Source organism: Bradyrhizobium sp. Kon37, assembly GCF_055807535.1.
In genome coordinates, this window is record NZ_JBVVOY010000015.1 from 154,522 (window position 1) to 172,366 (window position 17,845).

General features: G+C 64.1%; 13 protein-coding genes. 8 read left to right on the forward strand and 5 right to left on the reverse strand.

Translation table 11 applies throughout. From position 1 onward, the window contains the following. Window positions 1-17: 17 nt before the first annotated feature. Window positions 18-1,097 carry an alcohol dehydrogenase catalytic domain-containing protein gene (locus tag AC0L3J_RS25255; RefSeq protein ID WP_473348666.1) on the reverse strand — a complete coding sequence of 360 codons (1,080 nt, stop codon included), beginning with the start codon at window positions 1,095-1,097 and terminating at the stop codon, window positions 18-20. A gap of 108 nt (window positions 1,098-1,205) precedes the next feature. On the opposite strand from AC0L3J_RS25255, the gene AC0L3J_RS25260 reads away from it, so the two are divergent. Then, the gene (locus AC0L3J_RS25260; protein ID WP_473348667.1) at window positions 1,206-1,979 is read left to right on the forward strand and encodes a helix-turn-helix transcriptional regulator; all 774 of its coding nucleotides are present in this window, start codon (window positions 1,206-1,208) and stop codon (window positions 1,977-1,979) included. 26 nt (window positions 1,980-2,005) lie between these two features. Here AC0L3J_RS25260 and pdxR read toward each other — a convergent pair whose 3' ends face one another. Then, window positions 2,006-3,412 carry a MocR-like pyridoxine biosynthesis transcription factor PdxR gene (gene pdxR, locus AC0L3J_RS25265; RefSeq protein WP_473348683.1) on the reverse strand — a complete coding sequence of 469 codons (1,407 nt, stop codon included), beginning with the start codon at window positions 3,410-3,412 and terminating at the stop codon, window positions 2,006-2,008. Window positions 3,413-3,537: 125 nt separating this feature from the next. Between pdxR and AC0L3J_RS25270 the strand changes: the two genes are divergently transcribed. Together AC0L3J_RS25270 and AC0L3J_RS25275 are read left to right on the forward strand one after the other, a co-directional pair. Beyond that, a complete protein-coding gene (locus tag AC0L3J_RS25270) occupies window positions 3,538-4,002 on the forward strand; it encodes a carboxymuconolactone decarboxylase family protein (RefSeq protein ID WP_473348668.1) in 465 nt (154 codons plus the stop codon). 90 nt (window positions 4,003-4,092) lie between these two features. Next, window positions 4,093-4,731: an HD domain-containing protein gene (locus AC0L3J_RS25275; protein WP_473348669.1), complete on the forward strand. Its 639-nt coding sequence runs from the start codon at window positions 4,093-4,095 to the stop codon at window positions 4,729-4,731. 39 nt (window positions 4,732-4,770) lie between these two features. On the opposite strand, the gene AC0L3J_RS25280 is transcribed toward AC0L3J_RS25275, so the two are convergent. Then, a complete protein-coding gene (locus AC0L3J_RS25280; RefSeq protein WP_473348670.1) occupies window positions 4,771-6,030 on the reverse strand; it encodes a hypothetical protein in 1,260 nt (419 codons plus the stop codon). A gap of 329 nt (window positions 6,031-6,359) precedes the next feature. Here AC0L3J_RS25280 and AC0L3J_RS25285 point away from each other — a divergent pair, with 329 nt between their 5' ends. After that, window positions 6,360-9,509: a GAF domain-containing protein gene (locus AC0L3J_RS25285; protein ID WP_473348684.1), complete on the forward strand. Its 3,150-nt coding sequence runs from the start codon at window positions 6,360-6,362 to the stop codon at window positions 9,507-9,509. A 78-nt stretch (window positions 9,510-9,587) separates the two neighbouring features. Then, window positions 9,588-10,337 carry a type I methionyl aminopeptidase gene (map, locus tag AC0L3J_RS25290; protein WP_473348671.1) on the forward strand — a complete coding sequence of 250 codons (750 nt, stop codon included), beginning with the start codon at window positions 9,588-9,590 and terminating at the stop codon, window positions 10,335-10,337. 10 nt (window positions 10,338-10,347) lie between these two features. Here the strand turns inward: map and AC0L3J_RS25295 are convergent, their stop codons facing one another. Both AC0L3J_RS25295 and AC0L3J_RS25300 read right to left on the reverse strand, forming a co-directional pair. Next, complete coding sequence (locus AC0L3J_RS25295; RefSeq protein WP_473289268.1) at window positions 10,348-11,682, reverse strand: MFS transporter; 1,335 nt, start codon at window positions 11,680-11,682, stop codon at window positions 10,348-10,350. A gap of 217 nt (window positions 11,683-11,899) precedes the next feature. After that, window positions 11,900-12,220, reverse strand: a complete 321-nt coding sequence (locus AC0L3J_RS25300; protein ID WP_473348672.1) for a DUF3551 domain-containing protein — start codon at window positions 12,218-12,220, stop codon at window positions 11,900-11,902. Between the two features lie 252 nt (window positions 12,221-12,472). On the opposite strand from AC0L3J_RS25300, the gene AC0L3J_RS25305 reads away from it, so the two are divergent. From AC0L3J_RS25305 to AC0L3J_RS25315, 3 genes are all read left to right on the forward strand, one after another. Continuing rightward, entirely contained in the window at window positions 12,473-13,192 is a 720-nt protein-coding gene (locus tag AC0L3J_RS25305) for an outer membrane protein (RefSeq protein WP_473348673.1), read from the forward strand. A 454-nt stretch (window positions 13,193-13,646) separates the two neighbouring features. After that, entirely contained in the window at window positions 13,647-17,150 is a 3,504-nt protein-coding gene (gene dnaE / locus AC0L3J_RS25310) for a DNA polymerase III subunit alpha (RefSeq protein ID WP_473348685.1), read from the forward strand. A gap of 114 nt (window positions 17,151-17,264) precedes the next feature. Beyond that, window positions 17,265-17,783: a hypothetical protein gene (locus AC0L3J_RS25315; protein WP_027518200.1), complete on the forward strand. Its 519-nt coding sequence runs from the start codon at window positions 17,265-17,267 to the stop codon at window positions 17,781-17,783. Window positions 17,784-17,845: the final 62 nt, after the last annotated feature.

Consider the following 17,845-nt stretch of genomic DNA (forward strand, 5'->3'; position numbering starts at 1 on the left):
GGTGCTTCCCGGAGCGCTCAAGGCCGGATCACCGTCAATTTGAACGGCCCACCATTGGCGGCGGCATGGTCCACCGCCTCGTTGGCGTGGTCGAGATCGAAGGCGGTGGCCTCGTACTCCTCCAGTCTGAGCAGTCCCGCGCGCACCAGAGCGATCAGGCGGCCTGCCGCATCCGGCGGGTACATCCAGACGCCGTGGATGCTGATGCAGTTGCGCATGATCCAGGGATAGGCCAGTTCGAGCCCCGCGCCGCCCGCCATGCCGACGCCACCCATCAGCACGACGCGGCCGTAAGCGCGCACCGTCATGATCGCCGCGCGCACCACATTCGTGCTCACCGAGGGCGGCATGATGTCGAGCACGCAGTCGATCGGCCCTCGCGCCGCGCGCTTCATGCTCTCGCGGTCGTCGTCCTCGTTGCCGGAGAGCCTGACCGGCTTGACGCGATCGCCGAAGCGGCGGACGAGGTCGGCCAAGATCTTGTCGTTGCGGCCGGGCGCGACCACGCAGGCCGCGCCCATCGCGAGCGCGACCGAGACGGCTGCGCTGCCGAAATTGCCGGTGGCCCCGCTCACCAGCACGGTCTCGCCGGGCTGGAGGTTGGCGGCGAGGAAACCGCCATAGGGCACCAGCAGAGTCCCCAGCGCGCACCATCGCGTGGCTTCGTCGGACGTGATTTGGCCTAGGGGCTTTACGTTCTCAGTCGGCACTCGCATCTGCTCGGCGAACGAGCCGTGGCGAAAATGCTGTTGCAGGCGCATCGCGCCGGCACCGGGGGCGGTGAGTCCTTGCAGGGCAATGTCGGGCGCCGCGGCGTTGTCGCGCGAGCGCACCGTCGGGTCGCAGAACACCCAATCGCCGATTGCGAGTTTGGTTGCGTCCGGGCCGATGGCGCGGACCCGGCCGATGCCGCCAGGCCCGGGGATGATCGGCAGCTCGAGCGCATAGTTGCGCTCACCGCTGAAGACCTCGTTCATGTAGGACAGCACCCGCGTTGCGATGACGTCCACGATGACCTCGCCGGTCCCGAGTACCGGCTCGGGTGCATTCTCGATGACGAGCGGAGATCCCAGGGATTTGAGTACGGCGGCTTTCATGGTGGTCACCTCATGTTCGGGTGATGCCCATATGCACCGCCTTCCCAGGGTCAGGAAGGCCTGGTATTATCCTAGTATTCTCCAGGCCCTCCATCGAGGCACGTCACCATGGCCGATCCACGCCGCGTCGAATTCGGCGACTTTCTCAGGTCTCGCCGCGAAAAGCTGTCGCCGAAGACGGTCGGGCTTCCTGCCGGCCGGCGGCGCCGCACTGCGGGCCTGCGCCGCGAAGAGGTGGCGCAGCTCGCCGGCATCGGAGTCGATTGGTACATCCGCCTCGAGCAGGGCCGCACCGTCAGCCCCTCGGTCACCACCATCGACGCGCTGGCGCGTGCGCTACGCCTCAGCAAGACCGAGCACGCCCATCTCAAGGCACTGGCCCGCGACGGCGACAGGCGCGCGTTCACGCGCGAGATCGTACCGCCGCCAATTCGGCGGATGATCGAAAGCCTGAAGCAGCCGGCCTACATCACGGGGCGGCGCTGGGACGTGTTGGCCTGGAACGCGGCGGCCGAGGAGATCTTCGGGTTCGGACAATTGCCCGAACAGGACCGCAACACGCTGCTGCTGGTGCTGACGAACAAGCAGACGCGAAAGTTCTACGGTGCCGGCTGGAGCGACGTCGCGAAGAGCATGGTCGCGATGTTTCGCGCCACTCACGACGTCTGGGCCGGCGATCCTGCCTTCACGGAATTGCTGACGCAGCTGCGCCAGGGCAGTCCGGAATTCGTCAAATGGTGGGAAGCGCACGAGATCCGCAGCACCGCCGCGGGCCTCAAGATCATGAACCATCCGACCAAGGGCGTGCTCCGGTTCGAGCACACGAGCTTTCAGGCCAACGACGATCCGGCGCTGAAGCTCGTGATCTACACGCCGGTTTAGTTGCGGAAGCATAGGGCCCAAGCTCGTCACGTATGACGGTCGATGATCTGAAGAAGCCGGTCGCAGGATGCCTCGATCCTTTTGTGGGGAGATGTGGCGACGCCCAGCAACAGGCCGGATCGCGCCGAGGCCGCAGATGCATGCCATAGCGACAGGGGCGTGGGCGCCAATCCAAACGATGCCGCTTCCCGCGCGATCGCGACGTCGGAGGTTCCGTCCGGCAGTCTCAGGACCGCGGCCAATCCGGCGATCGCAACGTCCTTGGCGCGCGCCTTGAGGCATTTCAGCAGCGCATCGCCTTGCGCGGCATAGGCCCGCTTCGTGCGTCGAAGATGCCGTAGATAGTGGCCGTCGCGGATGAATTCGGCGGTTGCGATCTGTACGGAAGCCCCGGGCGCCGGAGCGAGGCATGCCGCAACCTCGGCAAAACGGGAAGCCAGCGAGGCGGGTGCAACGACGAAGCCCAGCCGCAAGGCAGGAGTCAGGGTCTTGCTGAAAGACCCGATGTGAATAACGCGCCCGAAACGATCGAGAGAAGCGAGCGCCGGTGTGGCCCGCCCCCTCAGCTGAAGCTCGCTCAGATAGTCGTCCTCGATCACCCACACCCGTTCCCGGGCTGCCCAGTCGAGAAGACGCGAACGTCGTGGCAGCGACAAGGTGGAGCCAAGCGGTGCCTGCTGTCCCGGGGTCACGACGACCAATGCAGCATCAGGAGCGTGTTTCAGGCCGTATCCCACGTCAATGCCGTCCGCGTCGACCGGGATCGGCGTGATCGACAACCTTGCAAGCTCAAGGCCGTGTCTCGTGAAGGGGAAGCCCGGGTCCTCCATCCAGACCTTCTTCTGCTCAAGGCCGAGAACCCGGAGTGCCAGTCCGAGCCCGCTGCTGAAGCCGCCGGTGATAATGATCTGCGACGGTGCACATTCGACCCCCCGTGCCAGCGCGAGATACGCCGCAATGTCGCGCCTCAATTCCAGCTCGCCGCGCGGATCCCGATAGATGGCCGGTGCGCTGGTTTCCGCGCGCACCGCCCGTGTGCGCATCCTCGCAAACAGCTTGGCAGGAAAGGTCTCGTGAGCGGGCACACCCATCTGGAAAACGGCCGGTCCCGCAGTGAGCTCCTGGTACATCTCCATGAACGAGCCGGGGTGGGGAGCTGCTTCCTGCCGAGGGGAAAAGGCGGGTCGATCCGCGACGTGGGTTCCGGTCGCGCGCGACGCGACGATCAGTTGCGCGGATGAGAGTTTTTCGTAAGCCGAACGCACGGTGCCGCGGGCGACACCCAGCTGAGCCGCCAAATCCTGCCAGGACGGCAGACGAGCTCCCGGCGCGAGCACGCCGCTCTCGATGGCAGCCCCGATACCTCTGCGGATCTGTTCCGCCAATGGCGTCTTCGCAGATCGATCGAGCTCCAGCCGCAGCGGTTTGACCATGCCTTCGTGGTACACGGTTTTTGTCCATTCTTGGTGCTTTTTTGTAGACCAGCGCAGAGACATTTATCGGACAAGGAAAGTATCCGGCGACAGCCGCCGAACAGAACCGATCATGGAGTATGAAAATGGCTAAGCGTCTCGATTACGACCGCGTCGCACCCGCAGGCATGAAAGCGCTCGGCGGCGTTTACGGCTATGTCATGCAGAGCAATCTTCCTGCAACGCTCGTCACTCTGGTCTATCTGCGCATTTCGCAGATCAACAACTGCGCCTACTGCCTCGACATGCACACGCGCGATCTGCTGAAGAGCGGACAGAAGATCGAAAAGATCGCGCTGGTGCAGGCCTGGGCGGAAGGCGGGCATCTGTTCGACGAGCGGGAGCGTGCCGCCCTCGCATGGGCCGAAACGGTGACCCGCGTGGCCGAAACCGGCATCCCGGATCAAGCTTACGAGGCTGCCCGCGCCGTCTTCGAGGAGCGCGAGCTCGTCGATCTCACCATCGCGATCGGCCTGATGAACGCCTACAATCGCATGGCAATCAGCTTCCGAAACACGCCGCAGCCCGCGAAGGAGGAGATGGCAGCCTGACCGCGGTGCCGGACGGCAAGAGGGTGGACACATGCCTTCGACTGCGACGGCATGTCCTGAGATCTCAGCGATGCAAGGCAGGAGCTTGATATGACCATCGCAATTTCCGGCGTGAAGATTCCCGACAGCAAGATCGCACGGGAGGCCGCCGAGCTGGTGCGCCAGTACGAAAACGACATGTTGTTCAACCACTCGGTCCGCGTTTTTGTATTCGGCGCGATCAAGGGACATCGGCAAAATCTAAAATTCGATTCCGAGCTGCTCTACATCGCGGCGCTGTTCCACGATCTCGGACTCGTCGACCATTACCACACGCAGACCAAGCGGTTTGAAGTTGATGGCGCCGATGCCGCCCGCGAATTTCTGAGGGGGCACGGCATTGACGAGCCAAAAACCGATCTGGTTTGGGAGGCGATCGCGTTACATACGACGCCTGGAATTCCACAATACATGCGGCCGGAAATCGCTCTCACGAATGCGGGTGTGTTGGTCGACGTCGTGGGGATTGGCTATGATGAATACACGCCGGAGCAGCGCGACCAGGTGACCACCGCATTTCCGCGCGGTGATTTCAAGAACGAGTTCCTTCAGATTCAAACCTGCTCGGCCTTGAAGAAGCCGCAGACCACATTCGGCACGGTCAATTTCGATTACATCGAAGATCACGATCCCACATTTCACAAGCCGAACGCGTGCACGCGCATTCGCAACACGCCCTGGCAGAGCTGAGCCCCTTCGGCGCGGTGTTCGAGTTTTGCCTCGTTGAACTTACGGCGACGGGGCGGCCGGGAGCGTTACGCCGGCGTTCGGCCGCGGAAGGGCCGGCCACGGGCTTTTCGGAGCCGGCGTCGCCGCCGCGCATGAAGCCGCAAGCTGCGGCCACACTGACGTCAGGCCCGTCAAGTCGATGTCGAAATTCGTGATGTCCGCCTTGTCGTCGGGTAACAGCGTGGTCTCGCGGACATGCAGGGAGCGGGACGCCAGTATCGCCTTGACCATGTCGGGATCGATGCTGCCGCGCCAGACTTCGTATTTTCCGGCGCGCAACGCGGACCCTCCGGCCGCCCTGTCCCTGTCGGCATCCGCCGTCACCAGGATGGTGCTTTTGCCGACGGCTGGCTCGTCGATCTCGCCCGCGAATGTCAGCGGCACGCGTTTCCCGCTTTCGCAGGACAGACGCCATTCCATGGGCCGGAACGACGCGCCGTTCTCCTTCTTCAGCATCGCGAGCTTGCGGACGAAGGGACGCGCTTCCTCTTCCAGCTTCCACGCCGTTTCGGCAAGCGAACGCGTGTCGATGCCGAAACGATAAAGCTCGGCGCGCGTCAGCATGTGCAGGTTTTCGAACTTCACCGTCCGGATCAGATCATCAAGCTCGTGGCTGATCCCCATCGCCGCGATGAATGCAGCGCGATCGCGATCGGCCCTCGCCATCCGCCGCTGTCTGTATTCCGCGACGGCCGCCGGGGGCGGATGCCCGTGAAAGGCAAGGACCAGCCTGGAATTATGGACCGCCAGCGCGGCGTCGGGGGCAATCTCACGCGACGTCGCCCCGAGCAACAGGTAACCGCAGGCAGAGTTGCACATCGCATGGTAGGTGGTGAGTTCAGCTTCCACCTCACCGCCCGCGTTCTTGATCTTCAGGCACGCGGCGTCCACCTGCGTGCCCGCGGCGCACGCCGTCGCGATGCTCCGGCCAACCCGGGCGATCGCCTTGCGGCTGCGCAACAACCGCCCGATGACATAGGACTGCTCCACGTTTCCGCCCGGTGAATAGAGGTAGATCGGACGCTGCGTGTCCTTGACGCCGGTGAGGAAGCGGCGAATGCGCGGCGCAGCGTCCTGGTCGATATCGCCCTCGATGGCGATCCAGCGGTCGCAGCCCGGTCCGCATGCGTCGGGTGGTCCCTTGGCAAGATAGATCGTCAGCCTGGACGCAAATCCAGTCTTCTCGGCCGGCGTCCCTTCGGCATGCAATGCGCCGGGAAGCAACAGCAAGGCCAGGACAAGCAGACGACGGGCGAGCATGAAACGATCGGGACCACGCGCGGTGAAAGGCGGAGATCGATGCTACACGACGATCCGCGCTGCCACAACTTGCGGTGGCGCATCCGCGTGCCTGTCCGCGACGTCTGGATTGGCAATCGGACCGCCAGGTGGGAGCAGGCAGAACGGCCTCTCCCAGGGGGCGGTGATGACGGGAACCTAAATGCCATCATGCGGTTATCGCGCATACAATTTGCGCGACCGTCTGCATCACTCGAAGTTCAGGCGGGCTACCTGTGGTCGAAGCGAAGCAGCGGGACGATCAAACAGCTGGCTCATCGTGGAGCCAGGAAAGTGGCAGGGGAAGACCAATGACGACAGCGACCGGGGTCCGCTCGGCCGATCGCAATTCCGTCTTAGCCACACTCGGCGACTACATCCGGGAGATCAGCAATCCCGACGATCTCGCCTATGCTGCGGCAGAGCTGCTTGGCCGCAGCCTGAACGTCAGCCGGGCGGGCTATGGCACGGTCGACACCTCAGCCGAGACCATCACCATTGTCCGCGACTGGAACGCACCGGGCATCGTGAGCCTCGCAGGCGTACTGCGCTTCCGCGACTATGGCAGCTACATCGAAGATCTCAAGCGGGGCGAGACCGTCATCTGTGCCGATGCGGAAAAAGACCCTCGTGTCGGCGATCGTGCCGAGGCGCTGGAGGCGATCTCTGCGCGTGCGCTCGTCAACATGCCGATCTCGGAGCCCGACGGGGTCGTGGCGCTGCTGTATTTGAACAATGCCGGGCCGCGCGAATGGAGCCCCGAAGAGCTGGAGCTCATCCGCGATGTTGCCGAGCGGACGCGCACGGCCGTCGAGCGTCGTCGTGCGGAAACGGCCGTGCGGGAGAACGAAGCCCGCCTGCTTTTCCTGGACGCACTCAACAAGGAGACCGCCAGGACTCGCGATGCGGACGGCGTGATGGCGGTGACGACCAGGATGCTTGGCGAGCATCTCGACGTCTCGAACTGCGCCTATGCCGACATGGACCCGGACCAGGACGGCTTCACGATACGCGGCGATTGGGCCGCGCCCGGCGCAATGCATATCATCGGGCACTACAGTCTGGCCGACTTCGGCAAGAAGGCGGTGCGAGAGTTGGGCGCCGGCAGGCCGCTCATCATCAATGACAATTTAAGGGAGATTGCGCCGGACGAAGCCGCCACTTTCCAGAACATCGGGATCGGCTCGACGATCTGCATGCCCTTGGTGAAAGAAGGGCGACTTACCGCCTTGATGGCGATTCATCACCGCGGCCCGCACCAGTGGACGCCGCGCGAACTCGCCTTGCTCGCCGAAGTGACCGAGCGATCATGGGCCCACATCGAGCGCGTCCGATCGGAACAGGCAGCGCGGGAGGCTGCCGAACGACTGACGCTTGCGAACAAGGCGGCTGGTATCGGCACCTGGGACTACGACCCGGTCAACAACGTTCTTCGATGGGATAACCGCTGCAGGGAGGTGTTCGGTTTACCGGCCGATGCCGAAGTCAGCTATGAAGGGTCGTTCCTGAAGGGCCTTCATCCCGAGGACAGGCAGCGCGCCCACGAGGCCGTGTCCGCAGCCCTGACGCCGCACGCGCCGACAAGCTACAATATGGAATACCGAACCATCGGCATCGAGGATGGGGTCGAGCGCTGGATCGCCGCGACCGGTCAAGCCATCTTCGTCAACGGCCAGGCTGTTCGGTTCATCGGAACGGTTCTGGACATCACCGCGCAAAAGAAAACCGAGCGTCATCTCAGACTACTGAATGATACCGGGGCCTCGGTGTCTCGCGAGCGCGATCTCGAGAAGATCGTCCAGATCGTCACGGATGCCGGCGTCGAGCTGACTGGCGCTCAGTTCGGGGCCTTCTTCTACAATGTCGTTGCGCCGGATGGCGGCAGCTACATGCTGTATTCGCTGTCGGGTGTGCCGCGGTCCGCTTTCGAGAACTTCCCGATGCCACGCAACACCGCCGTGTTCGAGCCGACGTTCAAGGGCACGGGTGCGATGAGGTCCGACGACATCCTGCAGGACCCGCGCTACGGCAAAAACGCGCCACGGAAAGGCATGCCGGAGGGTCATCTTCCGGTCCGATCCTACCTGGCGGTCCCCGTGACCTCGCGAACCGGCGAAGTCCTCGGCGGACTTTTCTTCGGTCACGCCGAGACGGGTAAATTCCAGGCAGAGCATGAGGCCGCCTTGCTTGGTATTGCGGGCCATGCCGCCACCGCTATCGACAACGCCCAGCTCTTGACCCGGCTCGAGGCGCTCAATGCCGGATTGGAGCAACGTGTTGCCGACGAAATTGCCGAGCGCATGAAAGCCGAAGAGCAATTGCGGCAATCCCAGAAGATGGAAGCCGTCGGGCAATTGACCGGCGGTATTGCCCACGACTTCAACAATATGCTGGCCGTGATTCTCGGCAGCCTGAATCTTGCCAAGCGGCGGCTCGGCAGGGGAGAGGTCAGCATAGACCGCTTCATCGAGGGCGCCATCGACGGTGCAAATCGCGCCGCTACGTTGACGCAGCGACTGCTCGCATTCTCGCGCCAACAGCCGCTCGCGCCTGAGGTCGTGGACATCAACAAGATGGTCGGCGGGATGAGCGAGCTGCTCGAGCGGTCACTTGGCGAGCTGATCCGCCTCGAAACGGTGCTGGCGGATGGCCTTTGGCGGGTCAAGGCAGACCCGGCCCAGCTTGAAAGCGCCATGATCAATCTCGCGGTCAATGCGCGCGATGCCATGCCAAAGGGCGGCAGGCTGACGATAGAAACCAGCAACGCCTCGATCGATCGAAAATATGCTCGCGAGTACGCACTCGCTCCGGGGCAGTACGTTCTCGTGGCGGTGACGGACAACGGCACGGGAATTCCGGCCGATGTGCTCGGCAAGGTGTTCGATCCGTTTTTCACGACCAAGGTCGTGGGCAAGGGCACCGGCCTCGGCCTTAGCCAAGTCTATGGTTTCGTGCGGCAGTCGGGCGGCCATGTCAAAATTGACTCGGAAGTCGACGTTGGCACGACCGTGAAGGTCTACCTTCCACGGTTTGCCGGCGAGGAGACGGGCTCAGATCTGTCGCAGGAAGAGATATCCGCCGGTGCAAACCATCAGAACGAAACCATTCTCGTCGTGGAAGACGACGAGCGCGTCCGCAGCATGTCCTCCGAAAGCCTGCGCGAACTTGGCTACACCGTCATCGAGGCAGCCAGCGCCAAAGAGGCGATCAGGACGATCGAAAATGGTTTCGTTCCGGATCTGCTGTTCACGGATGTCGTCATGCCCGACATGACCGGCGCCGAGCTTGCGGCCGAGCTGTCGAGACGATACCCGGGGCTGAAAGTGCTGTTCACCACCGGCTACACGCGTAACGCAATCGTTCACAATGGCGTGCTCGATGCCGGTAGGCATCTGCTTCCGAAACCCTTCGCGATCGAAGACCTCGCTGCCAAGGTCCGCAGCTTGCTCGATGAGATCTGAGCGCGGCTTCGAAACGATCTCTTCCGTTTGCAAGGCGCCTTCACAAGGGCTATGTCCCGGCTTTCGGAAGAGCCTGACATGACAATCTCGGATGACAACGACCTCGCGCGCCTGAAAGAGATCGGGCGCATCGTCGCCAATATCCTGGAGGCAATGGGCAAGGCGCTCGAGCCGGGCATGACCACCTCCGAACTCGACCGGATCGGGCGAACCTTGCTGGAGGCTGCCGGCGCACGTTCGGCTCCGGAGCTGGCCTACGACTTTCCGGGCGCGACCTGCATCAGCGTGAACGAGGAGATCGCTCATGGCATCCCCGGCGATCGGCGGATCGCGCGCGGGGATCTCGTGAACATCGACGTGTCAGCCGAGAAGAACGGCTTGTTTGCGGATACGGGAGCGTCGTTCGCCGTTCCACCCGCAACCCGAGCGGTCGAACGTCTTTGCAGAGATGGCCGGCGCGCGATGTGGACCGGCCTGCAGCAGGTTGGAGCCGGCAAACCGATTGCCGGTATCGGTCAAGCCATCGGGACTTTTGCGCGGAAGAACGGTTACAGCCTGGTCAGGAACCTTGCCAGTCACGGCGTCGGCCTGTCGCTCCACGAGGAGCCGACGGAGATCGCAACATGGCCCGACCGCTCCGAACGCCGCGTCATGAGCGAAGGCCTGGTGTTCACCGTCGAGCCGTTCCTGTCTCTTGGCGCCGAATGGGCACAGGATGGCGATGATCCGTGGACGCTCTACAGCAGCCCCGAGGCGCCGACCGTTCAATACGAGCACACCGTGATCGCAACCCGAAGCGGACCGTTGATCGTCACGATGGCTGGTTAAGGAGGCGTCCTCAAGCCACCGGATCTCGGGCAGCATCCGAACGGCTTCGATCATCCGGCGCCAGCGGCGGTGCACGTCTCGCCGGAGGATTCTCCGATGGGGCGGTCTTGCTTCCTGAGCTGATATCGACCGGAACAGATCTGGCGTCGCGATAGGCGACGATCCAGATCAGGAAACCCAGAACCGCCAGCGCGGCGCCAACGGGGCCCGTGGAGGTCCAGCCCAGCCCCTCGCGAATGGCGATGCCGCCGAGGAACGGGCCGAGCGCATTGGCGGTGTTGAACGCCGAATGGTTGAGTGCGGCGGCGAGCGCCTGCGCGTCGCCGGCGACGTCCATCAGCCGCGTCTGGAGGATGGCTCCGAGCGAGACGCCGGCGCCGATGGCGAAGACGTCTGCCGCCAGCGCCCAGGGATTGCCGGCGGCGAGCGGAAACACTGAGAGGGCGACCGCTGAGAACAGCAGGATGCCTCCCGCCGTCGGCATCAGCGCGCGGTCAGCAAAGCGCGGCACGAACAGATTGCCGAGCGTCGCGCCGATGCCAAACACGGCCAGAAAAACTGGTATGAGCGCGGGGCTGACCTTGGTCACCTCGATCAGCGTCGTCGCGAGATAAGTGTAGACGGCGAACATGCCGCCGAAGCCGATGGCGCCGATTGCCAGCGTGATCCAGACGCGGCCGCTTCGCAGCGCGCCGAGCTCTCGCAGCGGATCGGACCGGCCAGCCTTGTCGCGCGGCGCGAACAAGGCGCACAGCAGCACCGTGAGCAACGCCAGCACCGACACGAGGCCGAAGCTCGCGCGCCAGCCGATCGCCTGCCCAATCAGATTGGCCAGGGGCACACCGACGATGGTGGCGCCGGTCAGGCCCAGCATCACCTGGCCGATCGCCTGCGAGCGACGATGTTGAGGGACCAGCGAGGCTGCGACCAGCGCGGCGATGCCGAAATAGGCGCCATGCGGCAATCCCGAGAGAAAACGCGCCGCGATCATCGAGCCAAAGCCCGGCGCCAGCGCAGTGAGGGCATTGCCGAGCGCGAACACGGCCATCAAGATCAATAGCTGCGCGCGCCGCGCCAACCGTGCGCCGAGCACGGCGATCAGCGGCGCGCCCAGCACGACGCCGAGCGCGTAGACGCTGATCGCGTGTCCCGCGGTCGGCTCGTCGACCCCGAGGTCGGCGGCGAAAAACGGCAACAGGCTCATCGATGCGAATTCGGTGGTTCCGATCGCAAAGCCACCCATCGCGAGCGAGAACAGGACGATGGCGAGATGAGGGGGCGTGGATGCCGCGGTCGCGCGGGGCGAGGTCGCTTGCTGCGATGTCGCTTGCTTCGATGTCGTCATATGTCCTGCAATGGTGGCGTTAACGGGAACCAGCCCAGCGAACGTCGCCACCCCTGCAAGATTTGTCTGTCGTAGTTAAACCCGGATCGGTCGGCGTCAACGCTGCAATCTCAACGCAGGGCAGGCCGCATATCAGCGTCCCAAATTTGTGAGCCACGACGCGAACACCGTGCTTCTTGATTGCTCGTCCGCTACAATCGGGCGAGCGCGGCCCATCTCAGCGCGGCACGTAGTAACCGGGTGAATAACCCGGCACCTGGGCGCGCGGCCTGTTCTGATATGCATAGGGATCGTCGCTCTGGCCTGCGAAATACGGGTTCGCGATGCAGGTGAGGGCGCGGCCCGATGAACTCGCCTGGCACTGCGCGTAAGTATCGAACGTGCAATTGCTCAGCCCCGGCCATTCATCGCCGGTCAGGCAGAAGGCATGGTGGGTCCCGAACGCGTGTGCAGGTGTGCTTGCGCCGAGCGTGAGCGCAAATGTGGCGAGTACGAGCGAAAATGTGGCGACAATGGGGAGAGGAATTCGTCTGCGCATTCAATTCTCCAATCACGCGAACGTGCGCGCGACGTTGTCACGCGCACGTGCTGCAGATGTCGTGTAGCCGACGGTGGAACTCATGAAAACACTTGTTTCAAAGGGTTTCCCGCACGCGCCGGTAAATCTTCATTAATGAAGCGCGATCCTTTGGCGCGGACTGTGGCGTCGAGGTTACAGCAATTCCGTCGAGCGCTGTTATGACGACGCCACGGCCCGGGGGCCTAACGACGAAACTGGAACGGGAATCAAATGAACAAGAATCTGTTGCTTGCTGCTGTGAGCCTTGTCGCGCTCGGCGCGGCTGCACCGGCGGTGGCTGCTGACCTCGCTGCGCGGCCCTACACCAAGGCGCCGGCGATGGTTGCCGCGATCTACGACTGGAGCGGCTTCTACATCGGCGTCAACGGCGGCGGCGGTTCCGCCCACTCGACCTGGGATCTCGTCGGCGGTGGCCGCGAGGGTTCGCACGATGCGACCGGCGGCACGGTCGGCGGTCAGATCGGCTACCGCATGCAGTCGGGCCAGTGGGTGTTCGGCATCGAAGGTCAGGGCAACTGGGCTGACTTCTCGGGCGACAACGTCAGCGCGCTGTTCGCGACGCGCAACCGCTCGAAGATCGACTCGTTCGGTCTGATCACCGGTCAGATCGGCTACGCCTGGAACAACGTCCTCCTTTACGCCAAGGGCGGTGCGGCTGTCGTCGGCAGCAAGTATGAAGTCTCGACCATTGGCGGCGCGCTGCTCTCGTCGGCAGACCAGACCCGCTGGGGTGGTACGATCGGTGCAGGCCTCGAGTACGGCTTCGCGCCGAACTGGTCGGTTGGCGTCGAGTACAACCACATCTTCCTGCAGGACAAGAACGTCACCTTCGCGCTGGTGCCCTCGACCGACCGCATCCGTCAGGACGTCGACATGGGCCTCGTCCGCCTGAACTACAAGTTCGGCGGCCCGAGCCTCGGCCGTTACTGAGTAAAAGCCTGATACCGATCGCTCGACTTCGAGCGGTCGGCGAAAGCCCCGGCCATCGGCCGGGGCTTTTTTGTTGTTCAATTTCAGCGGGTTAACCATTCGGTTTCGAGATGGCGAAGATGGCTTGACTCCCAAGAACGAAATGAGAACAATGTTCTTCATACGTTCTCGCCATGGAGCAAGCCATGTTCAGGATTTTCGTCGAAGAAGCCGCCGCGCTGGCCTCGATCGCGCTGTTTGTCGGGATGATCGCGATCTGGGCCCAGGTGCTCCCGCAGCTCTAGGCGCGGGCCAGGTTGGGGAAAAGCAGGACGACGCGACTGATCGGCCGCTCCGGCGTGGACTCTGGCAGCGTGACGCCCCACCATTGTGAGGCGAGTCGGCCAGGCGAGTGCAGGATGCCTCCGGTGCCGGCGACCGCTCCATCTCATCTGCAAGAGGCCGTCACGCGACCATGCCGAGCGCCGGATTTGTCCACCTTCACGTTCACTCGGCCTATTCGCTGCTCAAGGGCTCGATCAAGATCGCCAAGCTCGCCGAGCTGGCCAAGAAGGACCATCAGCCGGCGTTGGCGCTGACTGACACCGACAACATGTTCGGTGCGCTGGAGTTCTCCGACAAGATGGCGGGCTCCGGTATCCAGCCGATCGTGGGCTGCGAGATCGCGATCGAGTTCGGCGACCAGGATCCCACTGCGCGCAACGTGCTGCTGCCCTCGCGCGTGGTGCTGCTGGCCGCGCAGGAGCGCGGCTATCGCAGCCTGATGCGGCTGAACTCGCGCGCGTTCATGGAGACGCCCGACACTCATGCTCCCCACATCAAGTTCGACTGGCTCGAAGGCGAGACCGAAGGCCTGATCGCGCTGACGGGCGGTCCGGACGGGCCGATCTCGCTGGCGCTTGCCGGTGGTTATACCGAGCTCGCGGCGGCGCGCTGCGAGCGTCTCGCCAGCCTGTTCGGAGACCGCCTCTACATCGAATTGCAGCGCCACAACATCGAGAAGGAGCGGCGGGTCGAAAGCAGCCTGATCGACATCGCTTACACCAAGGGCCTGCCGCTGGTCGCGACCAACGAGCCGTATTTCGCTGCGAGCGACGATTACGAAGCCCATGACGCGCTGCTCTGCATCGCCGGCGGGCGGCTGATCGCGGAGACCGAGCGCGAGCAGCTTACGCCCGATCACCGCTTCAAGACCCGCGCCGAGATGGCAGTGCTGTTCGCCGACATTCCGGAGGCGCTGGCCTCGACGGTGGAGATCGCCGAGCGCTGCTCGTTCCGGCCGATGACGCGCAAGCCGATCCTGCCGTTCTTCACGGTCGGCGCTGCCGCAAGCTCCGATGCCGCCTCGGTCGAGGCGGCCGAATTGAAGCGGCAGGCAGAGGAGGGGCTCGCCAACCGCCTGCGCGTGCACGGGCTGTCGCAAGGCACGACGGAAGAAGATTACAACGCGCGGCTTGCGTTCGAGCTCGACGTCATCATGCGCATGAAATACGCGGGCTACTTCCTGATCGTCTCCGACTTCATCAAATGGGCAAAGGGCCAGGGCATTCCGGTCGGGCCGGGCCGCGGCTCCGGCGCAGGCTCGCTGGTTGCGTGGGCGCTGACCATCACCGACCTCGACCCGATCAAGTTCGGCCTGCTGTTCGAGCGCTTCCTCAATCCGGAACGCGTCTCGATGCCGGACTTCGACATCGACTTCTGCCAGGACCGCCGCGGCGAGGTGATCAGGTACGTCCAGGAGCGCTACGGTCGCGACCAGGTCGCGCAGATCATCACCTTCGGTACGCTGCAGGCGCGCGGCGTGCTCCGCGACGTCGGCCGCGTGCTGCAGATGCCCTATGGCCAGGTCGACAAGCTCACAAAACTCGTGCCGCAAAATCCGGCCGCGCCGGTGACGCTTGCGGCCGCGATCGAGAGCGAGCCGAAGCTGCAGGCATTCCGCGACGAGGACCCGGTGGTGGCGCGCGCCTTCGACATCGCGCAGCGCCTCGAAGGCCTGACGCGCCACGCCTCGACGCATGCGGCCGGCATCGTGATCGGCGATCGGCCGCTGAGCGAACTCGTGCCGATGTATCGCGATCCCAAATCCGACATGCCGGTGACCCAGTTCAACATGAAATGGGTCGAGCCGGCCGGCCTCGTGAAATTCGACTTCCTCGGCCTGAAGACGCTGACCGTGCTCGACGTCGCGTGCAAACTGCTCAAGCCGCGCGACATCCATGTCGATCTCGCGACGCTGCCGATCGACGATGCCGAAAGCTACCAGATGCTGGCGCGCGGCGAGGTGGTCGGCGTGTTCCAGGTTGAAAGCCAGGGCATGCGGCGCGCGCTGGTCGACATGCGCCCCGACCGTTTCGAGGACATCATTGCGCTGGTCGCACTCTATCGACCGGGTCCGATGGCGAACATCCCGACCTATTGCGCGCGCAAGCACGGCGACGAGGAGCCGGAATATCTCCACCCCGTGCTGGAGCCGATTCTCAAGGAGACCTTCGGCGTCATCATCTACCAGGAACAGGTGATGCAGATCGCGCAGGTGATGTCGGGCTATTCGCTCGGTGACGCCGACCTGTTGCGCCGCGCCATGGGCAAGAAGATCCGCGCCGAGATGGAGAAGCAGCGCGAGATCTTCGTCGCCGGTGCGGTGAAGAACGGCGTGCCAAAGGGGCAGGCCGACACCATCTTCGAGCTGCTGGCGAAATTCGCCGACTACGGCTTCAACAAGAGCCACGCGGCGGCCTATGCGCTGGTGTCCTACCACACCGCCTACATGAAAGCGCATTACCCGGTGGAGTTCATCGCGGCGTCGATGACGCTCGATCTCAACAATACCGACAAGCTCTCCGAATTCCGCGCCGAGGCGCAGCGCCTCGGCATCAAGGTCGAGCCGCCCAACGTCAACCGTTCCGGCGCGACTTTCGAGGTCGGCGACAAGACCATCTACTACGCGCTCGCGGCGCTGAAGGGCGTCGGCATCGCGGCCGTCGAGCAGATCATCGCGGAGCGGACCAAAAACGGGTTGTTCACCTCGCTCGCCGACTTTGCCGCGCGGGTGTCGCCGCGCGCGATCAACAAGCGCATCATCGAAAGCCTGGCCGCCGCGGGCGCCTTCGACACGCTGGAGCCGAACCGGGCGCGGGTCTTCGCCGGCGCCGATTCGATTCTCGCGGCGTGCCAGCGGGCGAACGAAGCTGCAACCATCGGCCAGAACGACATGTTCGGCAGCTCGGCCGACGCGCCGACCATCATGCTGCCGCAGATCGAGCCCTGGTTGCCGGCCGAGCGATTGCGCCGCGAATATGATGCGATCGGCTTCTTCCTGTCGGGACATCCGCTCGACGATTACGCCACCGTGCTGAAGCGGCTGCGCGTACAGTCCTGGGCCGAGTTCTCGCGCGCGGTGAAGACCGGCGCCACGGCAGGCAAGGTCGCGGCCACCGTGGTGTCGCGCATGGAGCGGCGCACCAAGACCGGCAACAAGATGGGCATCATGGGGCTCTCTGATCCCACGGGTCACTTCGAGGCGGTGCTGTTCTCCGAAGGCCTTGCGCAATATCGAGACGTGCTGGAACCGGGCGCCGCGGTGCTGCTCCAGCTCGGCGCCGAGCTCCAGGGCGAGGACGTCCGCGCGCGCGTGCTCCACGCCGAGCCGCTGGACGAGGCCGCGGCCAAGACCCAGAAGGGCCTGCGCATCTTCGTGCGCGACACCAAGCCGCTGGAATCGATCGCCAAGCGTCTCGCCGGTCCCGACATGGCCGCTTCGAACGGCGCCGCGCCGAAGGTCGGCAGTCCGGGCATCGCGCCCCGCTCCAACGGCGACGGCGAGGTCTCGCTGGTCATGATGCTCGACCTCGAGACCGAGGTCGAGATGAAGCTGCCCGGCCGCTTCAAGGTCTCGCCGCAGATCGCCGGCGCCATCAAGGCGGTCGCCGGCGTGGTGGACGTGCAGCAGCTCTAGCAACACGCACCGTGTTGCAGGCGGCTGCATGTTTTGCGCGGGGGATGCTGCGGCCCTGTTGCAACCTGTCGCTGTTTTCCGTTAGCATGCGCTCGGGGAAAATCTGGGGGCGTGATGCTATTGCGTGGGCTGGTATTGCTCGTGGCTGCGGCACTGCTGTGCGGCTGTGAGACGGCGAGGAGCGGGCTCGGATATTCGGAGACGGTACGAAAGCTGGGTCCGCCGAAAGCCGGGCAGGCCCGCGTCGTCGTGTTTCGCGAGAAAGGCTTCGGCGGCATCGGCGATCCGGACTGGGAATTTTCCCTCGACGGTACGCCGATCAAGGGCCTGAAGACCGGGACATATGTCTATGTCGATCGCCCGGCAGGCCAGCACCAGTTCGTAGCAGAGGAGGCGGCGCTCGGTGTCACGCGCGTGGACTTCTCGGCTCAGTCGGGCCAGACCGTGTTCTTCGTAGCGCGCTTCAGTCAGCGCAAGAGCGCCATGATCGCGAATGCGAGCACTGGGGTGCTGGGCTGGGGTCTCACGCTTGCGATGACGTCCGGCTATAAAAACCAGGGGCCGCTGGATTTCCTGCCTTTGGATGAACCGGCCGCCCGGACGACGATCGCAGAGCTTCGGTTGGCGGAATAGCCCCGCGCGAATTCGGTCCCGCGCGCACCGTCATTTGTGGTGTCGTCACAGCGTTGCGGCTA

What these genes read in the sequence shown, in the direction of transcription:
- AC0L3J_RS25255 (WP_473348666.1), bottom strand. Translation starts at nt 1,097, where the DNA reads ATGAAAGCCGCCGTACTCAAATCCCTGGGATCTCCGCTCGTCATCGAG.
- AC0L3J_RS25260 (WP_473348667.1), top strand. Translation starts at nt 1,206, where the DNA reads ATGGCCGATCCACGCCGCGTCGAATTCGGCGACTTTCTCAGGTCTCGC.
- pdxR (WP_473348683.1), bottom strand. Translation starts at nt 3,412, where the DNA reads ATGGTCAAACCGCTGCGGCTGGAGCTCGATCGATCTGCGAAGACGCCA.
- AC0L3J_RS25270 (WP_473348668.1), top strand. Translation starts at nt 3,538, where the DNA reads ATGGCTAAGCGTCTCGATTACGACCGCGTCGCACCCGCAGGCATGAAA.
- AC0L3J_RS25275 (WP_473348669.1), top strand. Translation starts at nt 4,093, where the DNA reads ATGACCATCGCAATTTCCGGCGTGAAGATTCCCGACAGCAAGATCGCA.
- AC0L3J_RS25280 (WP_473348670.1), bottom strand. Translation starts at nt 6,030, where the DNA reads ATGCTCGCCCGTCGTCTGCTTGTCCTGGCCTTGCTGTTGCTTCCCGGC.
- AC0L3J_RS25285 (WP_473348684.1), top strand. Translation starts at nt 6,360, where the DNA reads ATGACGACAGCGACCGGGGTCCGCTCGGCCGATCGCAATTCCGTCTTA.
- map (WP_473348671.1), top strand. Translation starts at nt 9,588, where the DNA reads ATGACAATCTCGGATGACAACGACCTCGCGCGCCTGAAAGAGATCGGG.
- AC0L3J_RS25295 (WP_473289268.1), bottom strand. Translation starts at nt 11,682, where the DNA reads ATGACGACATCGAAGCAAGCGACATCGCAGCAAGCGACCTCGCCCCGC.
- AC0L3J_RS25300 (WP_473348672.1), bottom strand. Translation starts at nt 12,220, where the DNA reads ATGCGCAGACGAATTCCTCTCCCCATTGTCGCCACATTTTCGCTCGTA.
- AC0L3J_RS25305 (WP_473348673.1), top strand. Translation starts at nt 12,473, where the DNA reads ATGAACAAGAATCTGTTGCTTGCTGCTGTGAGCCTTGTCGCGCTCGGC.
- dnaE (WP_473348685.1), top strand. Translation starts at nt 13,647, where the DNA reads ATGCCGAGCGCCGGATTTGTCCACCTTCACGTTCACTCGGCCTATTCG.
- AC0L3J_RS25315 (WP_027518200.1), top strand. Translation starts at nt 17,265, where the DNA reads ATGCTATTGCGTGGGCTGGTATTGCTCGTGGCTGCGGCACTGCTGTGC.